Source organism: Bradyrhizobium sp. NBAIM18, assembly GCF_020193825.1.
GTDB classification, from domain to species: Bacteria; Pseudomonadota; Alphaproteobacteria; order Rhizobiales; family Xanthobacteraceae; genus Bradyrhizobium; species Bradyrhizobium yuanmingense.
In genome coordinates this window covers 173,788-198,619 of sequence record NZ_JADYVO010000005.1, presented here as the reverse complement: position 1 = coordinate 198,619, position 24,832 = coordinate 173,788, and the positions used below count along the sequence as shown (strand labels likewise).

Sequence of the window (24,832 nt, the reverse complement as noted above, 5' to 3'; positions counted from 1 at the left end):
GGCAGGCTGCGATGAAGGGCAAATGGGCACTCGTGACCGGCGCGACCGCAGGCCTTGGCCTCGCCATCGCGGAAGGCCTGGCCGGCGCGGGCTGCAACATTGTCCTGCACGACCTCGTTGCGCCGAAGCAGCCCGCGGACGACCTCAGCGCCCGCTTCGGCGTCGAGGTCATCCCCGCCGCTGCCGATCTGTCCGGGCGCCACGACATCGAGAGCATGATGGTCGGCCTGCTCGACCGCTGCGGAGCCATCGACATCCTTGTCAACAACGCCGTTGTCAGGCATTTCTCGACGATCGAGCAGTTTCCACCCGATCGCTGGGACCAGGCGCTCGCTGTTAATCTGTCGGCGCCGTTCCACCTGATCCGCCTTGCGCTGCCCGCGATGAAGCAGCACGGCTGGGGCCGGATCATCAATATCGGCTCGATCTATTCGAGCCGCGCGGTCGAAGATCGCATTGACTACGTCACGACCAAAGCGGCAATTCTGGGAATGACCCGCGCGGTGGCCATCGAGACCGCCCGCAGCGGAATCACCTGCAACGCGCTCTGCCCGGGTACGCTGCCGACGCCGGCGATCCTGAACAAGATCGCGACGATGGCAGCGAATAGCGGACGCCCCGTCGATGACGTGACCCGCGAATATCTTGGCGAGCGCCAGCCGACGCAGCGCTTCGTCGAAATGGATGCGGTCGCCGCCATGGCCGTCTTTCTCTGCGGTACCGCGGCAAATGACATCACCGGCGCCAGCCTGCCCATCGACGGCGGCTGGTCAATCGCATGAGAGCATTGGAATGGGAGTGCTGAGATGACCGAACAACCAGGCCAGACCGTCGTCCTGACCGGCGCTGCCGGCGGCATGGGACGCGCCATCACCAAGGCGCTGCTGGACAGCGGCCGCCGCGTCGTGCTGGTAGATCGTGACGCCAAGGCGCTTCAGCAGCTGGCGGCCACCGTCGGCGACAAGGTGTTTCCGATTCAGCTCGACGTCAGCGATTCCCGGGACGTGGATAGTCTGCCGGAGGCCATTCCTGCTCATTTCAGGCCGGTCGATGTTCTCATCAACAATGCAGGCCATGACATCGGCGGGCGGACGCGTTTCGACTCCGGCTCCGCCGACGACTGGTCCAACATCATCCAGACCAACCTGATCGGCCTGATGCGCGTCACCCGCGCGATCCTCCCCGACATGGTCAAGCGCAACGCCGGCCATATCGTCAACATCAGCTCCATCAACGCCGTCCGTATAATCCCGGATATGGCGGCCTACAGCACCAGCAAGGCCGGCGTGCACATGTTCACCGAGACCCTCCGGGGCGAGCTGGCGGACACCGCGATCCGGGTCACCGAGCTCCAGCCCGGCCTGACCAGGACCAACATCATCCTGACCCGCTACCGCGGCGACAAGCAGAAGGAAAAGGACTATTTCGACCAGTTCAGGATGGCGCTCGAGCCGGCCGACATCGCCCGCTCGATCGTGTTCGCCCTGGATCAGCCCGCCCACGTTCAAATTGCCGAAATGATGATTCTGCCTGTAAACCGGTATTGAATCATTCCAACCAAGGCCCGGACATGGAAAGACGCCGCGAATTGCAGTCGACACTCCGCATCGATGACGTACCGACCGTCCGAGCGATGGTGGCGCAAAAGCTGCGCGAGGCGATCATGTCCGGCACGCTGAAACCGGGCCAGCGCCTGGTCGAGCGCGAGCTCTGCGAGATGATGGGCGTCAGCCGCCCCTCGATCCGCGAAGCACTACGCGCCCTCGAGGCCGACGGGCTGGTCAATACGGTCCCTCACCGCGGCCCCGTGGTCTCCACGATCAGCCTGGAGGAGGCCCGGCAGCTCTACGCCGCCCGCGCGGTGCTCGAAGGCTTCGCCGGCCGTGAATGCGCCAGGCTTCACGACCCGGAAGTGGCTCGCCGGATCGGGGAAGCCCTGACCCGGCTGAAGGCAGCCGCAGCCAAGCAGGACCTCGTCGGATGCCTGGAAGCCAAGACCGACTTTTACGCTGCTCTGATCGGTGGCTGCCGCAACGCGTTCATCGAGCGCATGCTCAAGCCGCTGCATGACCGAATCCAGCTGTTGCGGATCACCTCGATGTCGCAGCCGAAGCGGATCAACAAGAGTTTGCGCGAGGTTACCGCGATCTGGCGCGCGATCCAGAACGGCGATGCGGACCTCGCCGAGCGCTGCTGCGTCGACCACATCAATGCGGCTGCGGTGGCCGCGCTCGACATGATCGAAAAATCGTCGGCAGCCAAGGAGGCGGCGCCTTCCGACGACTAAAACATTGCCGCCAGGGAGTGTTCGATGACGTATCTCGTACGATCGCTGATCCTGTTTGTCCTGCTCTATCCCTGCCGCGCAGCCATTGCGGAAGACTACCCCACCCGCCCGGTTACGATGATCGTGCCGTTCTCAGCTGGCGGTCCCGGCGACGTGATCGCACGCATCCTCGGCGGCGCGATGAGTGCGACGCTGAAACAGTCGATCGTGATCGAAAACGTCGTCGGCGCCGGCGGCACGCTCGGCACCAACCGTGTCGCCAAGGCGGCCGCCGACGGCTACACGCTGCTGCTGATGCATGTCGGCCAGGCCACCGCGCCGGCCCTCTACGCCAAGCTGCCGTTCGATCCGGTCGGCGATTTCGCCCCGATCGGGCTCGTCACCGACGTCCCGATGATCCTCGTGGCGCGGCCGAACTTTCCAGCCAAGGATCTCAACGAGCTCATCGCGCAGATCCGCAATGCCGGCGACAAGATCACCTTCGGCAATGTCGGTCTCGGCTCGGCCTCACAGCTCTGCGGTTTGATGTTCATGAGCACCACCGATACCAAGCTCACCCCGATCTACTACAAGGGCGGGGGCCCGGCGCTGAACGACGTCATCGCCGGCCACATCGACGTTTATTGCGACCCTGCAACCGGGCCGACGCCTTATATTCAGTCGAACACGATCAAGGGCTACGCGATCACGAGCAAGAAGCGGGTTGCAACGCTGCCGAACGTGCCGACCTCGGCCGAGGCCGGCCTTCCCACGTTCGACGTGACGACCTGGTATGGCCTCTACGCCCCGCGCGGCACGCCGAAGCCCGTAGTCGACCAACTCGTCGGCGCGCTGCAGACCGCGCTGAAGGATCCCCCCCTGATCAATCGGTTTGGTGAGCTCAGCATGTCCCCGGTTGAACCCGAACGCGCGACGCCGGAAGCCCTTGAAGCCTTTCTCAGGGCTGAGATCGGCAAATGGGGAAGGATCATCAAGGCAGCCGGCATCGAGCCGCAATAGGTTAGCTAGAGCGGATCGACCCCGTTTCTAACTGTAGAAGATGCCTCCGTCCACGTTGAGGGCTTGGCCGGTCACAAACGCAGAATCGTCAGACGCAAAGAACGCAACGGGCCCGACGACGTCCTCCGGCTGCCCGAGCCGGTGCAGGTCCGTGACCTTCTCGAAATAGGCGACACGCTCGGGGTCGCGGAGATTGTTCATCCCCATCTCAGTCACGATGATGCCCGGGCATACGGCATTGACCGTGATGCCGTAGCCGCCGAACTCCATGGACGACACCCGGGTGAAGCCGACCACCGCCGACTTCGATGCAGCATAGTGGGACTGTCCCGGACCGCCCGTTCGAGCGGCGAGCGAGGCAATGTTGACGATCCGCCCGTATTTGCGCTCCTTCATATGTGGCACCACGGCCTGGGTCATCTGGAAGACGCCGCGCGTGTTGACGGCGAAGGTCTGATCCCATGTATCCGTCGTCAGCTCGTCGATGGTCGCCAGCCTGAGGATGCCCGCATTGTTGACGAGGACATCGACGTGCCCGAGACCCTGGACGGCTTCAGCCACCGCACGCCTGCAATCGCCGATATCGCTGACGTCGCCCAGCACCGGGATGCAGCGGCCGCCAAGCTTGCCGACCTCTGCGACGGTCTCGAGCAGAACCTTCTCCTGGGCCGCGATGTCGGTCAGCGCGAGATCGTAGCCTCGCCTGGCAAGGCCAGTGGCAATCGCGCGGCCAATGCCGCGGCTTGCCCCCGTCACGATCGCATGTCGGGCCATGTTGCGTTCTCCCCTGTTATTTCCAATGAATGTTGGTTCTTTACCGGCGTTGAAAAGATCAGGCGCGAGCCGGCTTGCGGACTGGCAAGGTGTTCATGGCCTTCACGGTCTCCTCGAAGGATACGAGATTGGCGCCCGAACCCAGCCCCGTCGCGACGATCGCGGCCGTCGCGGTCGCAAGCTTGGCGCAATCGAGCAGGTCCCAGTCGCGAGCCAGCCCCGCGATGAAGCCGCCCGTATAGGAATCGCCGCATCCCGACGTATCGCGAACGGCAACGTCGAACGCCGGCACCGTAAACTGGCGTCCGTCGCGGGTCATCACGAACGAGCCGTCGGCGCCGAGAGAGATAGCACAGGCCCCCGCTCCCTTGTCGATGAAGAACCGCGCGCACGAGGCTGGATCGTCGGTTCCGACCATGGCACTGGTCTCATCGATGCTCGGCATGAAGAAGTCGACATAGGGCAGCAGCGGCTCGACCAGTGCCAGCGTTTCACGCCGCGCCTGGATGAGATCGAGCGTCGTCGTGCAACCAGCGGCTTTCGCGTCCTGAAGCAATGCGACGGAAGGCGCTCCGTCCATCGCAAGCAGAGAGCCGACCCCGCCGAGATGGAGAATTTTGCTCCGGCATGCGGCTACTTGCGTTTCGGGCGCGATCCGCCAGCGGGCTGAGGCGCCCCTCGCATGCAGGACCGGACGCGAGCCGTCGGGCCGGATCGGCAAAATCGTTGCAGAGGTTGGAGCGCCGGTCATTCGCTCCATCAGAGAGATATCGATGCCTTCGCGCTCCAGCGCGTTCAGCATCCAATCAGCCTTCTCGTCGGAGCCGACGGCACCAACCGCGAGCGCCTTCAAGCCGAGCCGCGCGCAAGGAACGACCGTTCCGCCGGCCGTGCCGGCGACCGCGAGCCGGATTTCCTCGATCAGCAACCGGCCACCTCCGGGTGGGATCTCGGTAACGGGGACCCCGAGAATATCCAGGATGTAAGTGCCGCAGACGCTGACGTCGTGAGTGTAGGCCATGAGTTCTCGCAAGGCAGGGGATTATTCGTGATCTAGCTCGACAGCTGGGTAATCTTTGGCTTGCCCTCGCTATCGCGCAGGCCGTACTGCCCCCATCGCTTCAGGATGCTGTCGATCTCCTCGTCCGGTAGCAGCGGAGGAGAGCCGAGTTGAAGACAGCCGTGATACTGCTTGGCGAGCACCTCGACCTCCACCGCGAGCCACAAGGCTTTGCGCAGGTTGGGACCGATGGCGATCAGCCCGTGATGTGCGAGGAGGCAGGCGCGGCGATAGCGAAGCGCGTTCAGGGCCGCCTGCGACAGTTCGGCCGTACCATATTGCGCATAGGGTGCGCAGGGGATGTCGTTGCCGCCGGCCGCGGCAATCATGTAGTGAATCGCAGGGATCGAGCGATTCATGATCGCGATGATGGTGCAGAAGACCGGATGGGCGTGAACGACGGCGCCGACCTCGGGCTTCGACTTGAGGATGTCGAGGTGAAAACGCCATTCGGTCGACGGAACATTGCCGGCCGATGCAGTCCATGAGCCGTCCCACTTCATGGCCACGATGTCTTCGGGCTTCATGCGGTCGTAGGGAAGACCGGACGGCGTCAGCAGGATGCCGTCGTCGGCTCGAACGCTGATGTTTCCGGACGTTCCCTGGTTGATGCCTTGCGCCGCCATCTCGCGGCACGCGTCGATGATGGATTGACGAAGTTCGAGCTCTGCTTCGCGGCTGGTCATACCTTGCTTCCACCCACGTTCATGCACTTGCTCCGAGCTGGACCTGACGGTCGACCAACAGCCAGGTGGCTCGGGCGGTCGCCAGCACCTCCTGCTCTGCATCGAGCAAAGCGCTTTCGGCAAAGAGCTTGCGGCCTTCCCGCCCCGTCGGCCACGCCACCACCACACATCGATCTCCGGGACGCGGTAAGCGATCGATCCGCGCGGCCATGCGTCCGAGCAGGGCCGTCTCGTCACCGTTCAGCCCGAGGTGACGGGCGCCCACGCTGCAATAGCCGGTCGGGCAATCGAGCGCGGCCCAGACAAATTCGGGCGCGACATGGCCGTCCTCGTCGGACAGACTGCCATGAGGCACCCAGGACGCCGCGAACACGACGGGCTTGCCCGGGACGGCGCCGGCCCGCAGCGGGCCTGCGAAGATGCGCAGACCATCGCCGTGACCACGCGCGGGGCCACAGACAAAACAAGTCGGAAGGTTATGGGTCTGCTCGTCGTAGGGTGTTCGGCCGGCCGCCTCTTCGGCCGCCTCGTAGCTTACCCTGGGAACGTCCGGCACTTCGATGTCTGTTGCACGCACCGTCGCGAGCAGCTTGCCGCTCTCGCGCAACTCGATCCCGCCGTCGGCCCCCGTCAACACGTCGAGCGACCGCTCCAGCGGCGGCGGGGCGCGCAACGTCACTTCGGCGTCTCCACTGACGTGCCTTGCGAGACATCCGCATACATAACCGCCGTTGCCGGAGTTGGGTGGGCCCCGGAAGCGCCTGTCGATGACCAGCGATACCATTGCAGCTCTCGTTCGCGGCGTTTAGCGTCCCATCGCGAAGAACTCGTCGTTCGGACGCATGCTGGTGACGTTGGCCAGGCGGTTCGACATGCCGAAGAATGCAGCGATGGCTGCGATGTCCCAGACGTCGTCCTCGGTGAATCCATGTCCCTTGAGATCCACGAGGTCGGAATCGTCCACCTCATAGGCGCGTGCCGAGACCTTCATCGCGAAATCGAGCATCGCCCTTTGCCGCGCGGTGATATCGGCCTTGCGGTAGTTGACGGCGACCTGGTCCGCAATCAGCGGATTCTTCGCCCGCACGCGCAGGATGGCGCCGTGCGCGACCACGCAGTACTGGCATTGATTGGCGCTGCTGGTCGCGACCACGATCATCTCGCGCTCGGCCTTGGTGATCGGCCCGGGCTTGTCCATAAGAGCGTCGTGATAGGCAAAGAACGCCCGGAACTCGTCCGGACGATGCGCGAGTGTCAGAAAGACGTTCGGGACGAATCCAGACTTCTCCTGAACGGCCTCGATCCGCGCGCGGATATCCGTAGGAAGCGTCGCGATATCGGGAACGGGAAAGCGGCTGATCGCGGTTGCGGACATGGTCCAAGCTCCTGTTAAACAGCCGCGAGCGCGGCGAGCGTTTCCTGATAGGCTTCGAACGCATCGCGCCGGTCGGCGGGGCAAGGCTCGACCCTCACGAGACAGGTGTGCGCAGAGCAGCCTTGGCCGAATTGAGACGTGCCGATGTCGAGCGTGAGCACGTTCGGATTGCCGGCGACCTCGAGGCCGCTATTGCCGGTCGGTGTGAACCAGGCGCCGGTGGGGAGCACAAGCACGCACCGGCGGACCTCGTCGCTGACCTCTGCCGTCGCAAGGCATTCCCCACGGTCGTTCCAGATGCGGATCGTCTGGCCGTCGACGATGCCGAGAGCAGCCGCGTCGTCAGGATGAAGACGGGCCTGTTCACGGCCATTGCGTTTCATGGCGCGGCTCGATGGGCCGGTTTCAAGCTGGCTGTGAAGACGGCCGGCCGGCTGATGCGAGATGAGGTGCATTTGGCCAGCTTCTGCAGTGCCGAGCCATTCGGCGGGCTCGATCCAGGCAGGATGCGAGCGGCAGTCGGGATAGTCGAGCCTGGCAAGCGTCTTGCTGCCGAGCACGATCTTCCCGCTTTCGGTGTTGAGCGGGTGTTCCTCGGGCTCGTTGCGGAAGTCGGCCAGGAACGTGTGGTCTGCCTTGACCGGGCAGTGGGCATAGCCGGATTCCCAGAACGCATCGAACTCCGGCATGGCGAAACCAAATCGCTTCGAGGCGTCGTCGCGGCAGGCTTCGTAGAGATGCCGGACCCAACCCATTTCGTCGCGGCCTTCGTTGAAGCGCTCGGCCACACCGAGCTTGCCTGCAATCGCGTTGAAGATATCGAAGTCGGAGCGGGCTTCGCCCAGCGGCTCGATGGCCTTCTTCATGGCCAGGATGAAGTCGGAGCGCCTGTTGCCGGCAAGATCGTTACGCTCGATCGACGTGGTCGCCGGCAGCACGATGTCGGCCCGTTGGGCTGTCGCGGTGAACATCGGGTCCTGCACGATGATCGTTTCGGGCCTCGTCCAGGCTTCCGACAGGCGGTTGAGATCCTGATGATGGTGGTAGGGATTGCCGCCCGCCCAATAGACCAGCCTTGTATCCGGATAGGAGCGGATTTCGCCTTCATAGCTGAATGGCCGACCGGGATTGAGCAGCATGTCGCTGATGCGCGCCACCGGGATGAAGCTGTCGATCGGCCTCTTCAGTTGTGAAATGGCTGGAGACTTGCCGAGATTGAGCGGGGCCCCGACGCCTCCCAGCGAAGCATAGCCGTAGCCGACACCGCCGCCCGGCAGCCCGATCTGGCCGATCATTGAGGCCAGTCCGAGCGCCGCCCAGAACGGCTGTTCGCCGTGATGGGCACGCTGCAGACTCCAGCTCACCGTCAACATGCTCCGCGTGTCGACCAGGCGCCTTGCGAGCTCGGCAATCTGGCCTGCACCGAGCCCGCAGATGCCGGCGGCCCACAAGGCGTCCTTTCGTCCGCCATCCGCCTTGCCTTCGAGATAGCGAAGAAGACGATCCGCGCCGCTGGTGCAGCGCGCAAGGAAATCCGTGTCGTGCCGGCCGGCCTTCACGATCTCGCCGGCGAGGCCGAGCATCAGCGCCGTGTCGGTGTTCGGCCGGATCGGCCACCATTCGGCATCGACCCAGTCCGGCAGATCGTCCTTCAGCGGCGAGACGTGGATGACCTTGACGCCACGCTCGACAATCTTCCTGAGATAAGTCTCGAGGCGGTGGCTGCCTATTCCTCCGGCCTCGTTTTGCGCGGTTCGTGGCGACAGAGCGCCGAACACCACCAGCGTCTCGGTGTGCTGCGCGATCGTGTCGAGCGTATTGGCACGGCCGCCGCACGCGTCGTCACTGCCCAGGGTGTGGCGCAGGATGACCGGACCCGCCGCGATGGAATAGGTATCGACGTGCCGGGTGAAGCCGCCGACCAGATTGAGCATGCGCTTCAGAAGCGAAGAGGCATGATGCAGGCGCCCCGAATTCGTCCAACCATAGGAGCCCGCAAAGATCGATGCGTTCCCGAACGTGTCGGCGACGCGGCGCACTTCGTCGGCAACCAGCGTTGTCGCCTCGTCCCAACTGACAGGGACGAACTTCTCTCGGCCACGCCCGCGGCGATCGCTGTTTTCGCGCTTGTCCAGCCAGCCGGAACGAACCATCGGCCGCGGCACGCGCCGTTCGGGATTGGCCCATTCGGCAATGGAATGGATGATCGGGGAAGGCGCCGGATCGTGCTCGAACGGCTCGACGCCCACGATGCGATTATCCTCGACGAGAATCGTGTACGCACCCCAATGGCTGCAATGCGGGATCCGTTTGATCCTGCTCATGCGTCCACCGCTCCAAGTTCGCGCCGCATCTGCGCGGCGAATTCGGGATAGGTCTCGGCGAGTTCGTCGAACACGCGGCCGCGGAGCACGTCGAGTGTCGATCGATCGGGCAGCGCGGTCTGCCGCGGCTCGGCGTCATGCTCGAATCGAAAGCCGGTCGCTTGCTTGATCTCCGCAAGATCGTGCCCGGGGTGAACACTCTCCAGCTCGAACCCCGGCCGCGTCTTGTCGAATCGAAAGAGTCCCTTGCCGGTCAAGAGAGCCACGGGGCCGCCGCTCCGGAAGACTCCCTCGGGACTGACGCCGGGGGCACTGATGAAGTCGACCTTCTCGACGAAGACGCGCGGCGTATGCTCCTCGCGGAACAGGATGACCCGCGGCACGACGAAATAGAGATAGGCCGACCCGAACGAGCCGGGCCAGCGCACGCTGGAGCGCGGATAGTCACCGGTGCCGACGAGGTTCACGTTGCCAAGGCCGTCGATCTGGCCGCCGCCGAGGAAGAACGCGTCGATCCGGCCCTGACCTGCACAATCGAACAGCTCCGCCGAACCGTTGGTGAAGAAATTATGCTCGACAGAACCGAGGATGGAGATGCGTGGACCAACGGCGCCACGCGCCTCCTTCATTGCACGCAGCAGCATCGCGCCGGCGGCAGGAATCGGAGAGGAGGCGCCTACGGCAACATGCCTGACGCCATCGAGCAGCCGCGCGATCGTGCAAATCAGCACTTCGCGAGGGAGAACGTCCGACATCACGCGGGCTCCATCTGCGCCTGCGCCATATAGGCCGAGAAGCCATCGGCCGTTCGCGCGGCCTTCGCATAACGCGCGATCTCCGCGCTATCGGCGGGATACTCGCCCCATAAACCGTATGGCCATGCGCCCTTCGGTGCGCGCGCGACTGCCGTGACGTAGAGTGCCGGCAGCACGCCGGCCGCGCTCATCTCGTCGGCGAGCAGATTTTCCTCGACGATGCGCTCCACCGTGACGAGAACTGTCTGCGAAGCGTAGGCCATTGCGGCAAGCTCGCGGCGTCGCCCGATCCAGACATTGCCGAAGCGATCAGCCATCGGCACATGGAAGATCGTGACGTCAGGCTTGATGGCGGGAATCAGCACGATCGGATCGCCTCCATCCGCCAGCGGATTGTCGACGACACGCCAATCGTCGCGGTGGCGCAGCAGATCCGTTCCGATCAGCCCGCGAAGGGGCATGAAGGGGCTGCCCTTCTGCGCCGCCATCAGGCCCGCATGGATGGCAGGACAGGTCGCGTCCTTCAGTCGAACCGCGCCTTCCTTGACCGCCGCGTTGAACCGGGGCGCTCCACCTGCTTCGCCCAGCGAGACCGCACTGGTCTCCACCGTCCGGACCAGACCTGCGCCGACAAGCTGGTCGAGCTGCAATCCGCCGGTTGGCACGCAGACCAGATCGAGATCGCCCGCGCCATGCTCGATCATTGGACGCGTCATGGCCATGGAGACGCCGGCGTAATCGACGGGCAGCGCGACGCGCATGCCCGGCTCGATGTGCTTCGCCATGACGCGAGGCTCGCTCAACACCATCATCCTCCCGGCTTTGTTCTATATTGTAGAACGCAATTCCAAATTATGTTAGGCGGATTTGGACGATGCTGTCAATCTGGCTTCGCCGGCGGAGCCTTCATTTCCAGGACTTTCGCGCGCAGCCGGCCGCAGCAGCGCACCTTTGCGCCGCGATCAGGCGGCGCGACTTGACAAGACGACGCGCTGCTCCAACAATAATTGGAATGACGTTCTATAATATAGAACATACTGGGAGGATAGAATGGGCGAGCCTTCGGCTCAGCGTGCGATGCGCTCTGGCGATGCGAACGTTCGGACATTGCCGACCGGCCGCCTCCGGGACCGCGACGCGTTCGGATCGAGCATTGCCGTCCGTGAAGCGGTGAAAGCTTACGGCAACTTTCATGCGGTCGACCGGATCAGCATCGACATCGAGCCCGGCGAGTTCATCACGCTTCTTGGCCCATCCGGCAGCGGAAAAACGACGCTGCTCAACCTTGTCGCCGGATTCCAGAGCCTCGACAGCGGCGAGATCCTCGTCGACGGCAAGCCGGTCCACAACGTACCCACGCACAAGCGCGGCTTCGGCATGGTGTTCCAGAGCTACGCGCTGTTTCCGAACATGACGGTCAGCCAGAACGTCGCGTTTCCGCTTCGGATGGCAGGGGTCGACCGGGCGACTGCGGAGCGGCGCGTCGCCGAAACGCTGGAGATCATGCGGCTGACGGAGCATGCGACGAAGTCTCCCTCGCAAATGTCGGGTGGACAGCAGCAGCGCGTCGCGATTGCCCGCGCCATCGTCAGGAAGCCCAAGGTCGTGCTGATGGACGAGCCCCTCAGCGCCCTCGACCGGAGGTTGCGCGAACAGATCCAGATCGAGATCCGCGACCTTCACCAGACCATCGGCAGCACGATCCTGTTCGTCACTCATGACCAGGGCGAAGCCCTGACGATGAGCGATCGCATCGCGGTACTCAACGCTGGCAAGATCGTTCAGATCGGCCGCCCCCTGGACATCTACCGGCATCCGACAGATCGCTTCGTCGCCTCGTTCGTCGGCGAGAGCAATCTGATCGAGGCCGAGATCCTGCAGAAGCGCGGATCGACACTGACGATGAAGAACCGTGCAGGATACGTGTTCAGCGCCGAAAGCCGGGACACGATCGACGTCGGACGCGCAACCGTGCTCGTGCGTCCGGAACGCATCGCCGTGTCGAACGAGCCGGCTGCGAATTCCACGCCCGTCAGCGTCACGTCTGCGATCTTCCTCGGCGAGATCCTGCGGATCGAGGCGCAAATGGAGGGTGGAGATCCTCTCCTGATCCGCTGCACCGACATGGCCGACCGGCCGCTGCCGGCCGTCGGCGATCGTCTGCACGTGAGCTGGGGCGCCGCGGACTGCTGGGTGCTTGCATGACCGCGGCATCGATCGGCGCCCAGGCAGGCCGTCCTGCGGATCTCGATCTCGTCAGGAGGTTGAAGGATCCGGCGCTGCTGCTCCTGCCCGCGCTCGCGTTTCTGGCCTTCATCTATCTGCTCCCGCTGATCGATCTCATCCGCATCAGCGTTAGCGGGCCGTCGTGGTCGACCTATTTCGAGCGGGTATTCGCCATACCGCTCTATTGGGATTCGCTCGTCCGTACGATGCAGATCTCGGTCACCGTCGCCGGACTGTGCCTGCTGTTCGGATATCCGACGGCGCTGCTCATTCACCGCAGCCGCGGCATGACCCAGGCCCTGATCGCGACCGCGATCGTGCTGCCCTATTTCATCGCCATCCTGATCCGGACCTACGCCTGGATGGTCCTGCTCGGCCGCAACGGACCGGTCAACAAGCTGCTGGTTTCGGTCGGAATATTGAGCGAGCCGGTGCAGCTCCTCTTCAATCGCGGCACGGTGCTTCTCGGCATGACCGCGGTGCTTCTGCCGCTGATGGTGCTGACGATCTATTCCAGCGTGGCGCGCCTCGATCAAAGCCTGACCCGCGCGGCGCTGGCCAGCGGCGCCGGGCCCATTGCGGCGTTCTGGCGCGTGTTGCTGCCGCTGACCCTACCCGGGATGGGCGCCGGCTTCCTGCTGGTCTTCGTCGCAGCGATCGGGTTCTTCATTACGCCCACGCTGCTCGGGGGACCCGGCGACCAGATGTTTGCCATGCATATCACGCAGCAGGCGGACTCGGTCACATCGGAGGGATTCCTGCAGGCCTTGGGCGTGGTGCTGCTGACGATCACGCTGGCGGTGGTCGCGGTGGCCGGACGCTTCCTCGGCTTCGAGTTCATTTGGGGCGGCCGCAAGCTGACCGAGGCCGCACCGACGACGACTGAGCGCCACGCCGCCGATGTCGGCCGCCGCAGTTTCGGCGCCTCAGCTGCCGACTTGATAGGCTGGCCGCTTCTGAGACTTTTCGGGCGGCTGCCGGCGAGCTTCGGGACCTGGACAGTTCGCCTTCTGGGCGGACTGGTCATTACCGTTCTCATCCTGCCGATCATCGTGGTGATGATCATTTCCTTCAGCAGCGCAAGCTATCTGACCTTCCCGCCGCCGGGCTTCTCATTTCGCTGGTATGAGCAGTTCTTCTCCGATTCGAACTGGATGCGGGCGTTCTGGACATCCTTGGTCGTCGCGGCGATGTCGGCCGGAATCGCGATCGTGCTGGGCGCGTCGGCCGCCCTCGGCATCGTCAGGAGCAGCATTCGCGGCAAGTCCACCATCATGCTGCTGCTCGTAAGTCCGATCATCGTGCCTCCGGTCGTGCTCGGCCTGTCGCTCTACAGCCTGTTCCTGCGTTTCGACCTGGTCGGCTCCGTCTTCGGCCTTGCCGCGGCGCATGCGATCGGCGGCCTTCCGCTCGTCGTGGTGATCCTGTCCGCATCGCTTCAAGGCGTCGATACCAGGCTCGAACAGGCAGCTTCCGTCCATGGCGCATCGTCCCTGACCGTGTTCCGCCTGGTGACGCTGCCGGCCATCATGCCGGGCCTCGCTGCCGCGACATTCTTCGCCTTCCTGCACTCGTTCGACGAGCTGGTGCTGACGCTGTTCCTGTCGAGCGCGGAGCTGAAGACGCTCCCGCTCATGCTGTGGGGCGACATCAATTACCGACTCAATCCGGTGCTGGCCGTGGTCTCGACGCTGGAGGTGCTGCTGGTGGTCGCAGGGCTCGTCCTTGCACGGCCCGTTCTCGCCACGTCGCGCAAGGCAACGTGACACAGATCAATTTCAACTGGAGGAAAGAGAAAATGCTGGGAATGAAACGCTGGCGACTGTCGGTTTCCGTATTGGCCTCGGCCCTGTGCATCGCGATGGGGACGGGCCTGGCTCAGGCTCAGAGCAACGTCGTGATCATGCAGGATCCGGGCGGCGGATATGGCGATGCATTGCGCAAGGTCATGTACGATCCGTTCGAGAAGGCGACCGGCATTAAGGTGGTCACCGTCCAGGAGGCGCGTAGCGGCCCACGCATCAAGGCTCAGGCCGAGGCCGGCAAGGCTCAATGGGACCTGACGTTCATCTTCGACCAGGAGACCAAGCTGCTCGGCGACTGTTGTCTCGCCGACATCGACTATTCCAGGCTTTCCGACGCGGCCAAGCAGACGCTGGCGGCCATGCCGGACAATCTGAAGCGCAAGAAGGGCGTGGCACTGCAGGTGATCGGCGTCGGCCTCGTCTACAACAAGGACAAGTACAAGGGCGAGAACGTGCCGACTAGCTGGGCCGACTTCTGGGACGTGAAGAAATTCCCTGGCCGGCGCTGCATGCCCGCCTGGCCGCGTTTCGTCTTCGAGGCGGCGCTGATGGCCGACGGCGTAGAGAAGAGCAAGCTCTACCCGATCGACATGGAGCGGGCGCTGAAGAAGGTCAAGGAGATCAAGCCACACATTGCCAAATGGTGGACGACATCCGCACAGCCGCCGCAGCTCCTGCTCGACGGCGAGGCCGACATGTGCATGGCCTACACCGGTTCGATGAGCAAGCTCGCCCTGGAGGGTGCCCCGATTGAGCTGACTTTCAATCAGGGCTTCATCTACTACGACTTCTTCTCGATTCCCAAGGGAGCGCCGAACTACGACAACGCGCTGAAACTGCTGTCCTGGCGGCTCGAGCCCAAGCGCGCGGCGCAGCTCACCTCGACCTTCCCGGTCGCCCTTCCCTCCCAGGTCGTGTTCGAGGCCGCGACCGACAAGAAGCTCGCGCGCTACTGGGCCAACAACCCGGACAACGTCTCGAAAGCGATCGAATGGAGCCCGGATTATTGGGGCGCGACTTCGCCGGCTGGAAATTCCACCAATGAAGAGTACGGGCAGGAGAAGCTCAACGCCTTGCTGGCCCAGTAAGCAGGCTGATCAGCCCCGATCCGAAAGGATCGGGGTTAATTCCACACCCGGGCTATTGCCGTTCGCGCGGCCATGCTAGATCGAGTGAAATATCATTCTATTTTGGCTGGTGGATGGATAAGGCTTTTACCAAGGGACTGCGTCTCCTGGAAGCACTTGCTCTGAGCGAGCAGCCCCGCGGCGTCACTGACCTCGCGAGCGAGCTGAAGCTCACCAAGAGCAACGTGCATCGGCTGCTGATGACTTTGCAGTCTCAAGGCTATGTGCGCCAGATCCCGCCGCACAGCACCTACGAGCTCACGACCAAGATCTGGGCGCTCGGCAGCCATGTCATCCACCGGATGGATCTCATCAACGTCGCGCGACCGGCAATGACGAAGCTTGCCGAGATCACCGGCGAAACCATTCACCTGTCGGTGCTCGAGGACACCGACGTGGTCTATGTCGACAAGATCGAAAGCGCTCACCATATCCGCGCCCATACAAGCGTGGGTATGCGCGCACCCGCTTTCACCATGGCGACAGGCAAAGCGATGCTCGCACATATGCCTGATGACTACCTGGAACGGTTCCGGCCGCATCTGAGGCGCTACACGGAAGCGACGCGAACGACGATCGAGGAGCTGCGGGAGGACATCGAGCTGGCACGCGCGCAGGGCTACTCCTCCGTCCTGCACGGCGAGTGGCGCGAGGGCATCGCCGCCTGCGCTTGTGCCATCCTCGGTCGTTCCGGCGAACTCGTGGGAGCGATTGGCATGTCCGGCCCCGACAGCCGCATCAAGCGCAAGCAGATAAAAGAATATTCGGTTCACGTGATGGAGGCAGCCCGAACCATCGGCGCTGCCCTCGGCTATTCCAGTAGGCCGGCGGCATATCCAGCAATGCGAGGCGGTCCTAGACAGTCACATCAATCACGACGAGCCACCTGATCTTTCCAGGACGGCGTTGGTGCCGGGCAACGGAAGCAGCCGCTGCTCGTCCATCGCGGACTTCAGATCGAGGTCCGCACCCGAATACCCGGCCAGGAAGTGGGCATGACCCATCGTTTTCCCGTTTGCCTACCCCCTCGAAAGCCAGGTGGGCTAGAGCGGTCATCGGCCGTCAGGTCGAACGATCATACGGGACCGCCTCACCATTTTCGACGGCGTCATGCCGGCAGGCACGCTGTATGTCGGCACCCCCGTCGCAGCAACTCAGTGCGCAGTTCTGCGCGCCTTGCGATTTCCTCCACTTCCACGTCTCGGCCAGCAGCTATTTTCCGCCTCTGCGCCTTGGAGCGGGAGCTAGCTCGGTCGATCGTCTCAACGACCTCATCCTGCTCCGCGATCCCTTCGCGGAGCATGCTGTGGCTGGTCGCGGGCGGTGCCATCGCCCAGACAACAGTACCGGGCATGCAACCACCTGTCGGCATGCTCGCGACGCCGCTCAACCCGCAATCCACGCGGCCCGTGGGCATTCCGCTGGGATCGACCGAGATCGCGACGCCCGGCATCTCTCCGATCAATCCTGCAGAGCACTAGACTGCGTCGAATCGAGCAGTACCGCATCGACCGGCAATGCCGCTTCTACGAGTTGAAAGTTGCAGCAGCGTGGGCAGGAATCATGGCGAAATCGAACCGTCAGCAGACGGCAATTGATCTCGTGGGTCCGATCAGCGGCCTGTTCGACCAGGAGATCGACCTTCCCGCACTCGCCTTTGCCTGCGCTCTGGCTGAAATACCGGGCATCTCGACCCGCGACGGCAACGGCCCTGCGTCTTGCACCTGCCACTAGGGGTTCGATCTGCGTCCGACTTCAGCATCCGGGCGGCAGCACCGGCGACACGCCGGGCGTTGGTGCTGCGCCTGAAGCGTTCGCCGGCAGCACAGTCGCAGGCGAGGCGAGATTCATCGAGACGCCTTCCATGCAAGCCGAGCTGTTCGGGCTGGGCACAACCGCAGCGTTCGGGTCTATACCCGTCCCACCGGCACCACTGGCTTCCGCCTGAATCGTACCAGGTGCGGGGCTTGTAGCCACTTGCGGGATCGACAATGGCAGGGACGCAGCGCTCGTCACCTCTCCCCCCGGCGTCGAGCTGCATCCGACCGTCGTACCTGTTCCTGAGGGCGCAGCTGAGGAGATCGTACCGGTGGCGCTGCTGTTCTGCCTTATCACCGGCAGCAACGGCGCCGCGATGCCCGGTGGTGCAAGGCCTGTCGGCGATACGGTCGGCGCCGACGGCACCGGCGTCGGCGATGACGACGGCGGAGCGCAGACGACCACCGTCCCCGGCGTCGTCGGATCCGACGCGAGCGGAACCGGCGCCAGCGTCGTGTCCGGAGCACCTGACACGGTCGTTGCGGAAAACGGCCCCGGACTGTTGAGCGGTGAGACCACGATCGCGCCCGGCACCGTCGGCAGATCCATTGCACTAGTGCCGGTCGTTGCGACCTGTGCCTGACCAGCAGAGCTTCCGAGCAGCAACGCCGTCGCCGCTGCGAGTACAATTCGTATCATCTTTCGCGTCCTAGCTCGCCTCGCTCTTGCGAACGGTAACCTTGCTTCCCTCCGCCAGATTGACCGCAGGATTGAGCACGACTTGGTCGCCGGGCTGCACGCCGTCGCGCACTTCCACCGTGGTGCCGAAATCCCGGGTGATCGAGACCTGCTGAAAATGGACCGTGTTGTTGCGCACGACCACGACATGGAGGCCGTTCTGGTCGAAGACGAGCGCATCGGATGGGATCGTCGTCGATGCTGTCCTGCGCGGGATCGATAGTTCGACCGTGCAATATATGCCCGGACTGAGCAGGCCATCCGGATTGGGCACGTCGATCTCGGCTAGCAGCGTCCGGCTTCCCGGCTGCAGCGCGGTTGCGATCCGCGTGACCTTGCCCGCAAACGTCCGCCCCGGTATCTCGGGGACGCGGATATCCGCATCGACGCCCGGGCCAACGCCGAACGCTTCGTCCTGTGGCACGAACACCTGGGTTCGGATCACGTCGGAATGCATCAGCGTGAACATGAAGGTGGACCCGGCTGATACCAGGCTGCCGTTGTCCACGTTACGCTGCGTGACCACGCCGTCGAATGGCGCCACCACACGCTGATAGGACTTCTCCTGCTGGAGAACTCGGATCTGCGCTTCCTGCGCCGTGATGTTCGACTGGGCGACACCCACCGCGCCTTGCTGCGCGCGCAGGGTGAGACGATCGTTGTCGCCCTGTTGTGCCGTCAACCAGCCCTGCTTGACGAGATTGCTGTCGCGCGAGTTGGTCACATCGGCCAGTTCCCGGCTTGCCTCCGCCTGCTGAAGCGCGGCCTGGTCCTGCGCAAGCGTCGCTTGCGCCTGCGCGATTTGCTGGTCGAGCTCGGGCGCAGTGATTTCCACGAGCAGCTCGCCCTTCTTGACCCGATCGCCGATATCGACGTAGCGCTTCTCGATGTAGCCGCTGGTCCGCGCGAAGACGTTGGCCGCCTCGAACGCGGTCGTCGTCGCCGGCAGGCTCACCTTCATGATGTCGCCTCCGGGCTTCACCGTCGCGACCCGAACCTCGGGAAGGTTGGTTCGAGCCTGCTCTGCCACAGCGGCAACGCCACGCATGGCCTCATAGTGCCGCCAGCCGCCGATGCCGAGACCGCACGCAAGCAGCAGGAGCACGCCTCCGCCGAGCAGCGCGCCGCCGTAACGGCGTCCGGATCGAGGGCCCTTTCCCGGCAATTCCACAATCCGGAGGCTCTCCGCCCCCGGGCGGTGTGTCGCCCCGTCGTCATCGGTCCTTGCGCGAACGTCACTCATTCCGGTTGCTCCTCGAATACCCCATGATGAGGCTTGCCGTCGTTGCCTTTGCGCAGCATGGCGAAGAGATAAGGCACGATCAGCAGGGTGGTCGGTGTTGCAAACAGCAGACCGCCGATGACCGCCCGCGCGAGCGCTGCATTCTGCTCCTCGCCGGGCCCGCCGATCGCCATCGGGATCATGCCGACGATCATCGCCGCCGCGGTCATCAGCACGGGCCGGATTCGCGTCCGGCCTGCGCTCAGCGCCGCCTGGAATGCCGAATGCCCCTTCAATTGCTCGTCGCGTGCGAATGTCACGAGCAGGATGGAGTTCGCGGAGGCTACGCCGATCGCCATGATGGCTCCCATCAGCGAAGGCACGTTCAGCGTCGTCCCGGTGATAAACAGCATCGTCACGATGCCGCAGAATGTCGCCGGCAGTGCCAGGATGACGACAAGGGGATCACCAAAATTCTGGTAGTTCACGACCATCAGCAGGTAGACGAGGATGGCCGCGAACAGCAGTCCAAGGGAGAGATCGCGGAACGATTGGTGCATGCTCTGGATCTGGCCGAGAACCTGGATCGAATTGCCCGGCTGGAGTTGCTTCTGCAGCGTGGACGTCACCTTCTCGATGTCAGCCGCGACGCTGCCGAGATCACGGCCCTGCACGCTCGCATAGACATCGTAAACCGGCTGCACATTGGCTTGGTTCGAGTTGGTCGGAACGGTGCCCCGCTTGAAGGTCGCAACATTGCTGAGCAGGCCCGGCACCGTCTGCCCGCTTGCGGCGAGCGAGGCCGAAACCGGCGTGTTGCCCAGCGCGTTCAGCGAATTGGTCCTGTACTCTGGCGTCTGCACAGCCAGGTAATAGGGAATGCCGGAAGTCGGATCCGTCCAGAAGTTCGGCGAGACCTGCGCGGACGATGAGAGGCTGACATTGATGTTGGTTGCCACCGTGCTCGCATTGAGACCGAGTTGCGCGGCGCGGGTGCGGTCGATGTCGGCGTAGAATGCGGGAGCATCGACCTCCTGCTGCAGATGTGCATCGACCACGCCGGGGATCGCGGCGAGACTCTTTTGCAGTTCCTTGGCGACGGCGAGATTGTTGTTGCCGTAACCGACCGTGCGGACATCGATCTGCGCCGGGAGACCGAAGTTCAGGATCTGCGTGACGATATCGGCCGCCTGGAAATAGAACGTGTCCTCCGGGAATGCCGTCGGCAGCACCTGCCGCAGCCTCCTGATGTAATCCGCCGTCGGCTGGTGCCCTTCCTTCAACGACACGAGAATGGTGCCGTCGTTCACCCCGATGGTGGAACCGTCCGTGAAAGCAAGGTTATAGGGCCGCGCCGGCAGGCCGATATTATCGACGATCAGCGCCCGGTCGTGCTCGGGAATGACCTCGCGGATCTTGTCCTCAACTGCCTGGAAGATCGCTTCCGTCCGCTCGATCCGCGTGCCCGCGGGGGCGCGAACATGGAGCTGGATCTGGCCGCCGTCGATCAGGGGATAGAAGTCCTGGCCGACATAGGCGAACATCGTGGCACCGAGCGCGAGCACCAGCACGGCGACGACGGGTATCACTGCGCGGTGCTGCAGCAGTTTCAGCAGCAGATCGGAATAGCCGTTGCGCAGGCGTTCGAAACCGCGCTCGAATGCCGCGGAGGCGCGTGCGAGGATGTTTGACGGCCGATTGCCCTCGCCATGACGTTGCTCGCCCTTCAGGAGCAGGCCAATGGTGATCGGCGTCAGCGTCCGCGACAGGCCATAAGACGCCAGCATCGCGAACACCACGGCAAGGCCAAGTGGCGTGAACAGATATTTGGCCGGACCCTCGAGGAATACGACCGAGATGAACACGCAACTGATCGCGAGCGTCGAGACCAGCGTCGGAATGGCGATTTCGGCGGCTCCGTGCAGAGTCGCGTCCGGCAGCGGCATGCCTTCCTCGGTCCAGAGCCGGTGCGTGTTCTCGATCGTCACCGTCGAATCGTCGACGAGAATACCGACGGCAAGAGCAAGGCCGCCGAGCGTCATGGTGTTGAGGGTCTCGCCGAGGAAATAGAGGACGATCAGCGAGGACAGCATCGCCAGCGGGATCGAGATCAGGACGACGAGCGTCGATCGCCACGATCCCAGGAACACCAGAATCATCAATGCCGTCAGGCCCGCCGCGATCGCGCCTTCGCGCAGCACACCATCGACCGAGTGTGTGACGAAGATTGACTGGTCGAACAGCTCGTTCACCTTCAGCCCCGCGGGCGCCGAAGCGCGGATCGACGTCAGGGCCGCTTTCACGCCGTTGACGACGGCCAGCGTGGAGGCATTGCCGTTCTTGATGACGCTGAGCAGGACGGCGCGGTGGCCGTCCTCGCGCACAATGTTCTGCTGAACCTGGGCGCCGTCGCGGACCTGGGCGACGTCCTTCAGGAAGATCGTGGCCCCGTTCGCGAACTTCACCGGGATCATGTTGAGATCCTGGATCGTCGCCGGCGTCGCGTTGGTACGAACGGTGTACTGGGTGTCGCCGATCTTGGTCGTGCCGGTCGGCAGCGTCAGGTTCTGCGTGTTCACTGCGTTGACGATGTCGAGCGGTGTCAATCCGCGCGCCAGCAGCTTGTTCGGATCGAGGTCAACCATGATCTGGCGGTATTTGCCGCCGGTAGGCGTGGGCAGGGTCACGCCTCGAACGGGAGCCAGTTGCTGGCGGACTCGGTAGATGCCGAAATCGTAGAGTTGCTGCTCATTCAGGTTATTCGATTCGAGGCTGAGCTGGAGCACCGGCACGCTTGAGGCATTGAACTGCACGATGATCGGCGGCTGGATGCCGGGAGGCATCAGAGCGCGGATGGCGTTGGTCGCCGAGACGATCTGCGAGATCGCGAGGTCGAGATTGACGTCCGGCTGAAAGTAGATCTTCTGAACCGACAAGCCGTTGAGGGTCTGCGCCTCGATATTCTTGATACCGCTGACATTGGCGCTGATCGAATACTGGCTGTAGGTGCTGACGCGCTGTTCCATCTCCGGCGTGGAAAGGCCGGTGTAGCTCCAGATGACGGTGACGACGGGAATCCGGATCTCCGGAAAGATGTCTGTCGGCATCGAGCGAATCGCGATGCCGCCGAGGAACAGGATCAACGCCGCAAGCACGTAGAAAGTATGCGGAAGCCTCAGCGCGAAGCGAACAATTCCCATGATTGGTCTGCCTGAAACAGGGTTACGCAGGATCGTCGGACAAGTGAGGGCGGCCGCGCCTCCGTTCAAATGAAAACGAATTCAGTCGCTGCACGCGGCGACGTGTGACACATCATGCGCGGCGTTCACGACGGCCCGTTTGACTTTGGCGAAGGTACGGATCTCGATCTGCCGAACCCGCTCGCTGGATATGGACAGCTCTCGGGCGAGCTGATCGCGCGTAACAGGACATTCCTTCAGGCGCCGCGCCTCGAAGATATGACGCTCCCGCGGCGCGAGCCCGTCCAGTGCAGCGCGCAAAGCCCTGCTGCGCTGCTCCGTCTGGTCGTGATCGGCAAGCATCGTCTCGGCGTCGACCGCACCATCGACCAGCAGGGCCTCCAGCTCGGCTCCACCGTCCTCGTCACCGACGCGCGCGTTCAGCGACATGTCGCGGCGGAGGCGCGCGTCCATCTCGATCACCTCGCGCGCCGTCACCTCGAGCTTCCCGGCGATCAATTCGGCGACGTCGGGTGTGAGCCCGGCCAACGCACTGCTGGTGGCTTTCCTGATCTCGCCGCGGAGTTTGAAAAACAGCTTCTTCTGCGCAGCCGTCGTCCCGATCTTGACCAGGGACCACGATCGCAGGATGTAGTCGTGAATGGTGGCCTTGATCCACCAGATCGCATAGCTGGAGAATCGGGCGCCGTGCCCGGGCTCGAAGCGCGACGCCGCGATCACGAGGCCGAGATTCGCTTCCGCGATCAGATCGACCAGCGGCAGACCGTATCCCCTGTAACCCCTCGCCAACTTGGCGGCGAGCCGAAGATGGCTGGTGACGAGCGCATCCGCGGCGCGCCGGTCCCGCGTTTCCTGCCAGCGACGCGCCAGCTGCTGCTCCTGACCTGATTGAAGTAGCTCGTAGCGCCGGATTGCGGCGGAATAGGCGGCGAGGAACGGCGTCGACACCGCTGCGATCGGCACGGCAACAGGATCGCGGCACACCACCTCATGGCTCGTCTGCATTTGTCACTCCTATAGTCCGGGCCGGCTGATTGATCTCGGAGGCACCACACGTCATTTGGCTCATCCCATCTGGCCCGCGTCTGCGTGCAGCAATGCGCGTGACCGGCGCGCGATGGGCCTGCCCGCACTCCCGGTCCAGGCGAGGATCTCGATCCGCCCACCGGGAGCCGGGCCAATGATCAGCCGGAAGCCGTGCAGCTTCACGATCGCCGCCACCAGGCTCAGTCCAAGCCCGACGCCCGGCGTATTGCGCATCTTGTCGGAGCGGTAGAACCGCCGCAGCACTGCTTCGCGCTCCTGCTCGCTGATGCCGGGCCCGGTATCGCTAACGCGCACCAGCGCGGTCTCGTCCTCCGCCTGCAGGGCGAGGTCCACCCGCCCGCCGGACGGCGTGAACTTGATGGCGTTGTCGACGAGGTTGGCGACTGCCTCGAACAGCAGGTCGCGGTCACCCCACACCTGCACATTGCACTCGGTGACGACGCCGAGCCCGACATGCTTGTCCTCGGCGATCGGCTCGTAGACGTCGCACACCTCCCGCAGAATCTCGTCGAGCGCGACGTCGCCAAACCCGGCCATACGGCGGTTGTTCTCGATCTCTGTCAGGCGCAGCAAGGCCGTGACGATCGCGAGCGACTGGTCGATGCCGGCGATGGCCTTGTCCGCAACGTCCTGCAGCTGTTCCAGCGTCGCCGCATGCGTCCGGCCGCGCTCCAGCGCCAGACGGACGCGGGTCAGCGGCGTCCTGAGATCATGAGCGATGTCGTTGCCGACGCCGGCGAGCGCATTGATCATCGTCTCCATCTCGTCGAGCATGCCGTTGACGATCCTGGCCAGCCGCGCAAACGGATCGTCCGTCCCGCCCTCCGGAAGCCGCTCGCGCAGCTCGCCGGCCACGATGCGCTGGACCCGCTGGTTGACCTCCTCTACGCGTCGCTGGGCGCGCAAGCTCAGCCAGGCACCCGCAAGCAGGCAGAGGCTGAAGGCCGGCAGCAGACCCAGGGCCAGGGCCTGGCCCACCACGCTCGATATCTCGCGCGTCTCGTCGACGTTCCGTCCCATCACCAGGACATCGCCGCCCTCGAGACGGCTGCCGACCGCCCTGACGACGGGACCATGCGCCGTCGGCTTCTCCAGCAGATCGAGTCGCACGCCCTGCGCCGCCCCATCGAGCCCGAGTTCGCGCGGCACGCGGTCGATATTCCCGGCCAGCCTTTTGCCGGCAGGATCGAACAGTCCCGCGTACTGCACGCCCCTGGAATCCTGCGCGAGGTGATCCGCGATAGCGCTGACGCGGCGGGCCGGGGACAATTCCGCGACGAAGTGGATCTGCGTGGTGATCATACGATCGGACCGCGCGACCAGATAGGCATCGAGCTTCCAGTAGATGAAGGCGAACAAGGCGACCACGAACAGCGCAAAGGAGGCCGCCACGGCCAGAGCCCAGAGAAATGTGCTGGAGCGGATCAACTGTGTCTGCTGCATCGCCCG

The 24,832-nt window shown here is 63.9% G+C and carries 23 protein-coding genes; 11 read left to right on the top strand and 12 right to left on the bottom strand.

Features of this window, described 5'->3' with window-relative positions; genetic code table 11:
- Window positions 1-11 precede the first annotated feature (11 nt).
- The 4 genes from I6F17_RS13985 to I6F17_RS13970 are packed head-to-tail and all read left to right on the top strand — an operon-like array spanning window position 12 to window position 3,286.
- Window positions 12-782, top strand: coding sequence for an SDR family oxidoreductase (locus I6F17_RS13985; RefSeq protein ID WP_225124513.1), 771 nt, complete (start codon window positions 12-14; stop codon window positions 780-782).
- Between the two features lie 24 nt (window positions 783-806).
- Window positions 807-1,547 carry an SDR family oxidoreductase gene (locus tag I6F17_RS13980; RefSeq protein ID WP_225124512.1) on the top strand — a complete coding sequence of 247 codons (741 nt, stop codon included), beginning with the start codon at window positions 807-809 and terminating at the stop codon, window positions 1,545-1,547.
- Between the two features lie 23 nt (window positions 1,548-1,570).
- Entirely contained in the window at window positions 1,571-2,287 is a 717-nt protein-coding gene (locus I6F17_RS13975) for a GntR family transcriptional regulator (protein WP_050991723.1), read from the top strand.
- Window positions 2,288-2,311: 24 nt separating this feature from the next.
- The gene (locus tag I6F17_RS13970) at window positions 2,312-3,286 is read left to right on the top strand and encodes a tripartite tricarboxylate transporter substrate-binding protein (protein WP_036035791.1); all 975 of its coding nucleotides are present in this window, start codon (window positions 2,312-2,314) and stop codon (window positions 3,284-3,286) included.
- Between the two features lie 27 nt (window positions 3,287-3,313).
- Here the strand turns inward: I6F17_RS13970 and I6F17_RS13965 are convergent, their stop codons facing one another.
- From I6F17_RS13965 to I6F17_RS13930, 8 genes are read right to left on the bottom strand one after another with little or no spacing between them, the layout of a single operon-like run.
- Window positions 3,314-4,060, bottom strand: coding sequence for an SDR family NAD(P)-dependent oxidoreductase (locus tag I6F17_RS13965; RefSeq protein ID WP_036035793.1), 747 nt, complete (start codon window positions 4,058-4,060; stop codon window positions 3,314-3,316).
- Window positions 4,061-4,118: 58 nt separating this feature from the next.
- Window positions 4,119-5,081: a sugar kinase gene (locus tag I6F17_RS13960; protein WP_225124511.1), complete on the bottom strand. Its 963-nt coding sequence runs from the start codon at window positions 5,079-5,081 to the stop codon at window positions 4,119-4,121.
- A gap of 32 nt (window positions 5,082-5,113) precedes the next feature.
- Entirely contained in the window at window positions 5,114-5,806 is a 693-nt protein-coding gene (locus I6F17_RS13955) for an L-fuculose-phosphate aldolase (protein ID WP_225124510.1), read from the bottom strand.
- 19 nt (window positions 5,807-5,825) lie between these two features.
- Complete coding sequence (locus tag I6F17_RS13950; RefSeq protein ID WP_225124509.1) at window positions 5,826-6,590, bottom strand: hypothetical protein; 765 nt, start codon at window positions 6,588-6,590, stop codon at window positions 5,826-5,828.
- Between the two features lie 21 nt (window positions 6,591-6,611).
- The gene (locus I6F17_RS13945; protein ID WP_036035803.1) at window positions 6,612-7,181 is read right to left on the bottom strand and encodes a peroxidase-related enzyme; all 570 of its coding nucleotides are present in this window, start codon (window positions 7,179-7,181) and stop codon (window positions 6,612-6,614) included.
- 14 nt (window positions 7,182-7,195) lie between these two features.
- Entirely contained in the window at window positions 7,196-9,505 is a 2,310-nt protein-coding gene (locus tag I6F17_RS13940) for a molybdopterin-dependent oxidoreductase (RefSeq protein ID WP_225124508.1), read from the bottom strand.
- Window positions 9,502-10,260 (bottom strand): CoA transferase, encoded by a 759-nt coding sequence (locus tag I6F17_RS13935; protein WP_225124507.1) that lies wholly within the window; start codon window positions 10,258-10,260, stop codon window positions 9,502-9,504. The genes I6F17_RS13940 and I6F17_RS13935 overlap by 4 nt, the downstream gene beginning before the upstream one ends.
- Window positions 10,260-11,069, bottom strand: coding sequence for a CoA transferase (locus I6F17_RS13930; protein ID WP_128262920.1), 810 nt, complete (start codon window positions 11,067-11,069; stop codon window positions 10,260-10,262). The genes I6F17_RS13935 and I6F17_RS13930 overlap by 1 nt, the downstream gene beginning before the upstream one ends.
- Before the next feature lie 241 nt (window positions 11,070-11,310).
- Between I6F17_RS13930 and I6F17_RS13925 the strand changes: the two genes are divergently transcribed.
- From I6F17_RS13925 to I6F17_RS13900, 7 genes are all read left to right on the top strand, one after another.
- Window positions 11,311-12,465 (top strand): ABC transporter ATP-binding protein, encoded by a 1,155-nt coding sequence (locus I6F17_RS13925; protein WP_225124506.1) that lies wholly within the window; start codon window positions 11,311-11,313, stop codon window positions 12,463-12,465.
- Window positions 12,462-14,252, top strand: a complete 1,791-nt coding sequence (locus tag I6F17_RS13920; RefSeq protein WP_225124505.1) for an ABC transporter permease subunit — start codon at window positions 12,462-12,464, stop codon at window positions 14,250-14,252. Before I6F17_RS13925 ends, I6F17_RS13920 begins: the two co-directional genes overlap by 4 nt.
- 32 nt (window positions 14,253-14,284) lie before the next feature.
- Window positions 14,285-15,379: an extracellular solute-binding protein gene (locus tag I6F17_RS13915; protein ID WP_225124504.1), complete on the top strand. Its 1,095-nt coding sequence runs from the start codon at window positions 14,285-14,287 to the stop codon at window positions 15,377-15,379.
- 113 nt (window positions 15,380-15,492) lie between these two features.
- Window positions 15,493-16,308: an IclR family transcriptional regulator gene (locus tag I6F17_RS13910; RefSeq protein ID WP_036026695.1), complete on the top strand. Its 816-nt coding sequence runs from the start codon at window positions 15,493-15,495 to the stop codon at window positions 16,306-16,308.
- Between the two features lie 462 nt (window positions 16,309-16,770).
- Complete coding sequence (locus I6F17_RS37745) at window positions 16,771-16,899, top strand: hypothetical protein (RefSeq protein WP_276573239.1); 129 nt, start codon at window positions 16,771-16,773, stop codon at window positions 16,897-16,899.
- 82 nt (window positions 16,900-16,981) lie between these two features.
- Complete coding sequence (locus I6F17_RS13905) at window positions 16,982-17,152, top strand: hypothetical protein (protein WP_225124503.1); 171 nt, start codon at window positions 16,982-16,984, stop codon at window positions 17,150-17,152.
- A gap of 355 nt (window positions 17,153-17,507) precedes the next feature.
- Complete coding sequence (locus I6F17_RS13900; RefSeq protein ID WP_225124502.1) at window positions 17,508-17,819, top strand: hypothetical protein; 312 nt, start codon at window positions 17,508-17,510, stop codon at window positions 17,817-17,819.
- A gap of 66 nt (window positions 17,820-17,885) precedes the next feature.
- On the opposite strand, the gene I6F17_RS13895 is transcribed toward I6F17_RS13900, so the two are convergent.
- From I6F17_RS13895 to I6F17_RS13880, 4 genes are all read right to left on the bottom strand, one after another.
- Entirely contained in the window at window positions 17,886-19,157 is a 1,272-nt protein-coding gene (locus I6F17_RS13895) for an efflux RND transporter periplasmic adaptor subunit (RefSeq protein WP_225124501.1), read from the bottom strand.
- A complete protein-coding gene (locus tag I6F17_RS13890; protein WP_225124500.1) occupies window positions 19,154-22,336 on the bottom strand; it encodes an efflux RND transporter permease subunit in 3,183 nt (1,060 codons plus the stop codon). The genes I6F17_RS13895 and I6F17_RS13890 overlap by 4 nt, the downstream gene beginning before the upstream one ends.
- 81 nt (window positions 22,337-22,417) lie before the next feature.
- On the bottom strand, window positions 22,418-23,341 hold the full coding sequence (gene rpoH / locus I6F17_RS13885; RefSeq protein WP_225124499.1) for an RNA polymerase sigma factor RpoH: 924 nt from the start codon (window positions 23,339-23,341) through the stop codon (window positions 22,418-22,420).
- 60 nt (window positions 23,342-23,401) lie between these two features.
- Window positions 23,402-24,826 carry an ATP-binding protein gene (locus I6F17_RS13880; RefSeq protein WP_225124498.1) on the bottom strand — a complete coding sequence of 475 codons (1,425 nt, stop codon included), beginning with the start codon at window positions 24,824-24,826 and terminating at the stop codon, window positions 23,402-23,404.
- Window positions 24,827-24,832: the final 6 nt, after the last annotated feature.

What these genes read in the sequence shown, in the direction of transcription:
- I6F17_RS13985 (WP_225124513.1), top strand. Translation starts at nt 12, where the DNA reads ATGAAGGGCAAATGGGCACTCGTGACCGGCGCGACCGCAGGCCTTGGC.
- I6F17_RS13980 (WP_225124512.1), top strand. Translation starts at nt 807, where the DNA reads ATGACCGAACAACCAGGCCAGACCGTCGTCCTGACCGGCGCTGCCGGC.
- I6F17_RS13975 (WP_050991723.1), top strand. Translation starts at nt 1,571, where the DNA reads ATGGAAAGACGCCGCGAATTGCAGTCGACACTCCGCATCGATGACGTA.
- I6F17_RS13970 (WP_036035791.1), top strand. Translation starts at nt 2,312, where the DNA reads ATGACGTATCTCGTACGATCGCTGATCCTGTTTGTCCTGCTCTATCCC.
- I6F17_RS13965 (WP_036035793.1), bottom strand. Translation starts at nt 4,060, where the DNA reads ATGGCCCGACATGCGATCGTGACGGGGGCAAGCCGCGGCATTGGCCGC.
- I6F17_RS13960 (WP_225124511.1), bottom strand. Translation starts at nt 5,081, where the DNA reads ATGGCCTACACTCACGACGTCAGCGTCTGCGGCACTTACATCCTGGAT.
- I6F17_RS13955 (WP_225124510.1), bottom strand. Translation starts at nt 5,806, where the DNA reads ATGACCAGCCGCGAAGCAGAGCTCGAACTTCGTCAATCCATCATCGAC.
- I6F17_RS13950 (WP_225124509.1), bottom strand. Translation starts at nt 6,590, where the DNA reads ATGGTATCGCTGGTCATCGACAGGCGCTTCCGGGGCCCACCCAACTCC.
- I6F17_RS13945 (WP_036035803.1), bottom strand. Translation starts at nt 7,181, where the DNA reads ATGTCCGCAACCGCGATCAGCCGCTTTCCCGTTCCCGATATCGCGACG.
- I6F17_RS13940 (WP_225124508.1), bottom strand. Translation starts at nt 9,505, where the DNA reads ATGAGCAGGATCAAACGGATCCCGCATTGCAGCCATTGGGGTGCGTAC.
- I6F17_RS13935 (WP_225124507.1), bottom strand. Translation starts at nt 10,260, where the DNA reads ATGTCGGACGTTCTCCCTCGCGAAGTGCTGATTTGCACGATCGCGCGG.
- I6F17_RS13930 (WP_128262920.1), bottom strand. Translation starts at nt 11,069, where the DNA reads ATGGTGTTGAGCGAGCCTCGCGTCATGGCGAAGCACATCGAGCCGGGC.
- I6F17_RS13925 (WP_225124506.1), top strand. Translation starts at nt 11,311, where the DNA reads ATGGGCGAGCCTTCGGCTCAGCGTGCGATGCGCTCTGGCGATGCGAAC.
- I6F17_RS13920 (WP_225124505.1), top strand. Translation starts at nt 12,462, where the DNA reads ATGACCGCGGCATCGATCGGCGCCCAGGCAGGCCGTCCTGCGGATCTC.
- I6F17_RS13915 (WP_225124504.1), top strand. Translation starts at nt 14,285, where the DNA reads ATGCTGGGAATGAAACGCTGGCGACTGTCGGTTTCCGTATTGGCCTCG.
- I6F17_RS13910 (WP_036026695.1), top strand. Translation starts at nt 15,493, where the DNA reads ATGGATAAGGCTTTTACCAAGGGACTGCGTCTCCTGGAAGCACTTGCT.
- I6F17_RS37745 (WP_276573239.1), top strand. Translation starts at nt 16,771, where the DNA reads ATGCAACCACCTGTCGGCATGCTCGCGACGCCGCTCAACCCGCAATCC.
- I6F17_RS13905 (WP_225124503.1), top strand. Translation starts at nt 16,982, where the DNA reads ATGGCGAAATCGAACCGTCAGCAGACGGCAATTGATCTCGTGGGTCCG.
- I6F17_RS13895 (WP_225124501.1), bottom strand. Translation starts at nt 19,157, where the DNA reads ATGAGTGACGTTCGCGCAAGGACCGATGACGACGGGGCGACACACCGC.
- I6F17_RS13890 (WP_225124500.1), bottom strand. Translation starts at nt 22,336, where the DNA reads ATGGGAATTGTTCGCTTCGCGCTGAGGCTTCCGCATACTTTCTACGTG.
- rpoH (WP_225124499.1), bottom strand. Translation starts at nt 23,341, where the DNA reads ATGCAGACGAGCCATGAGGTGGTGTGCCGCGATCCTGTTGCCGTGCCG.
- I6F17_RS13880 (WP_225124498.1), bottom strand. Translation starts at nt 24,826, where the DNA reads ATGCAGCAGACACAGTTGATCCGCTCCAGCACATTTCTCTGGGCTCTG.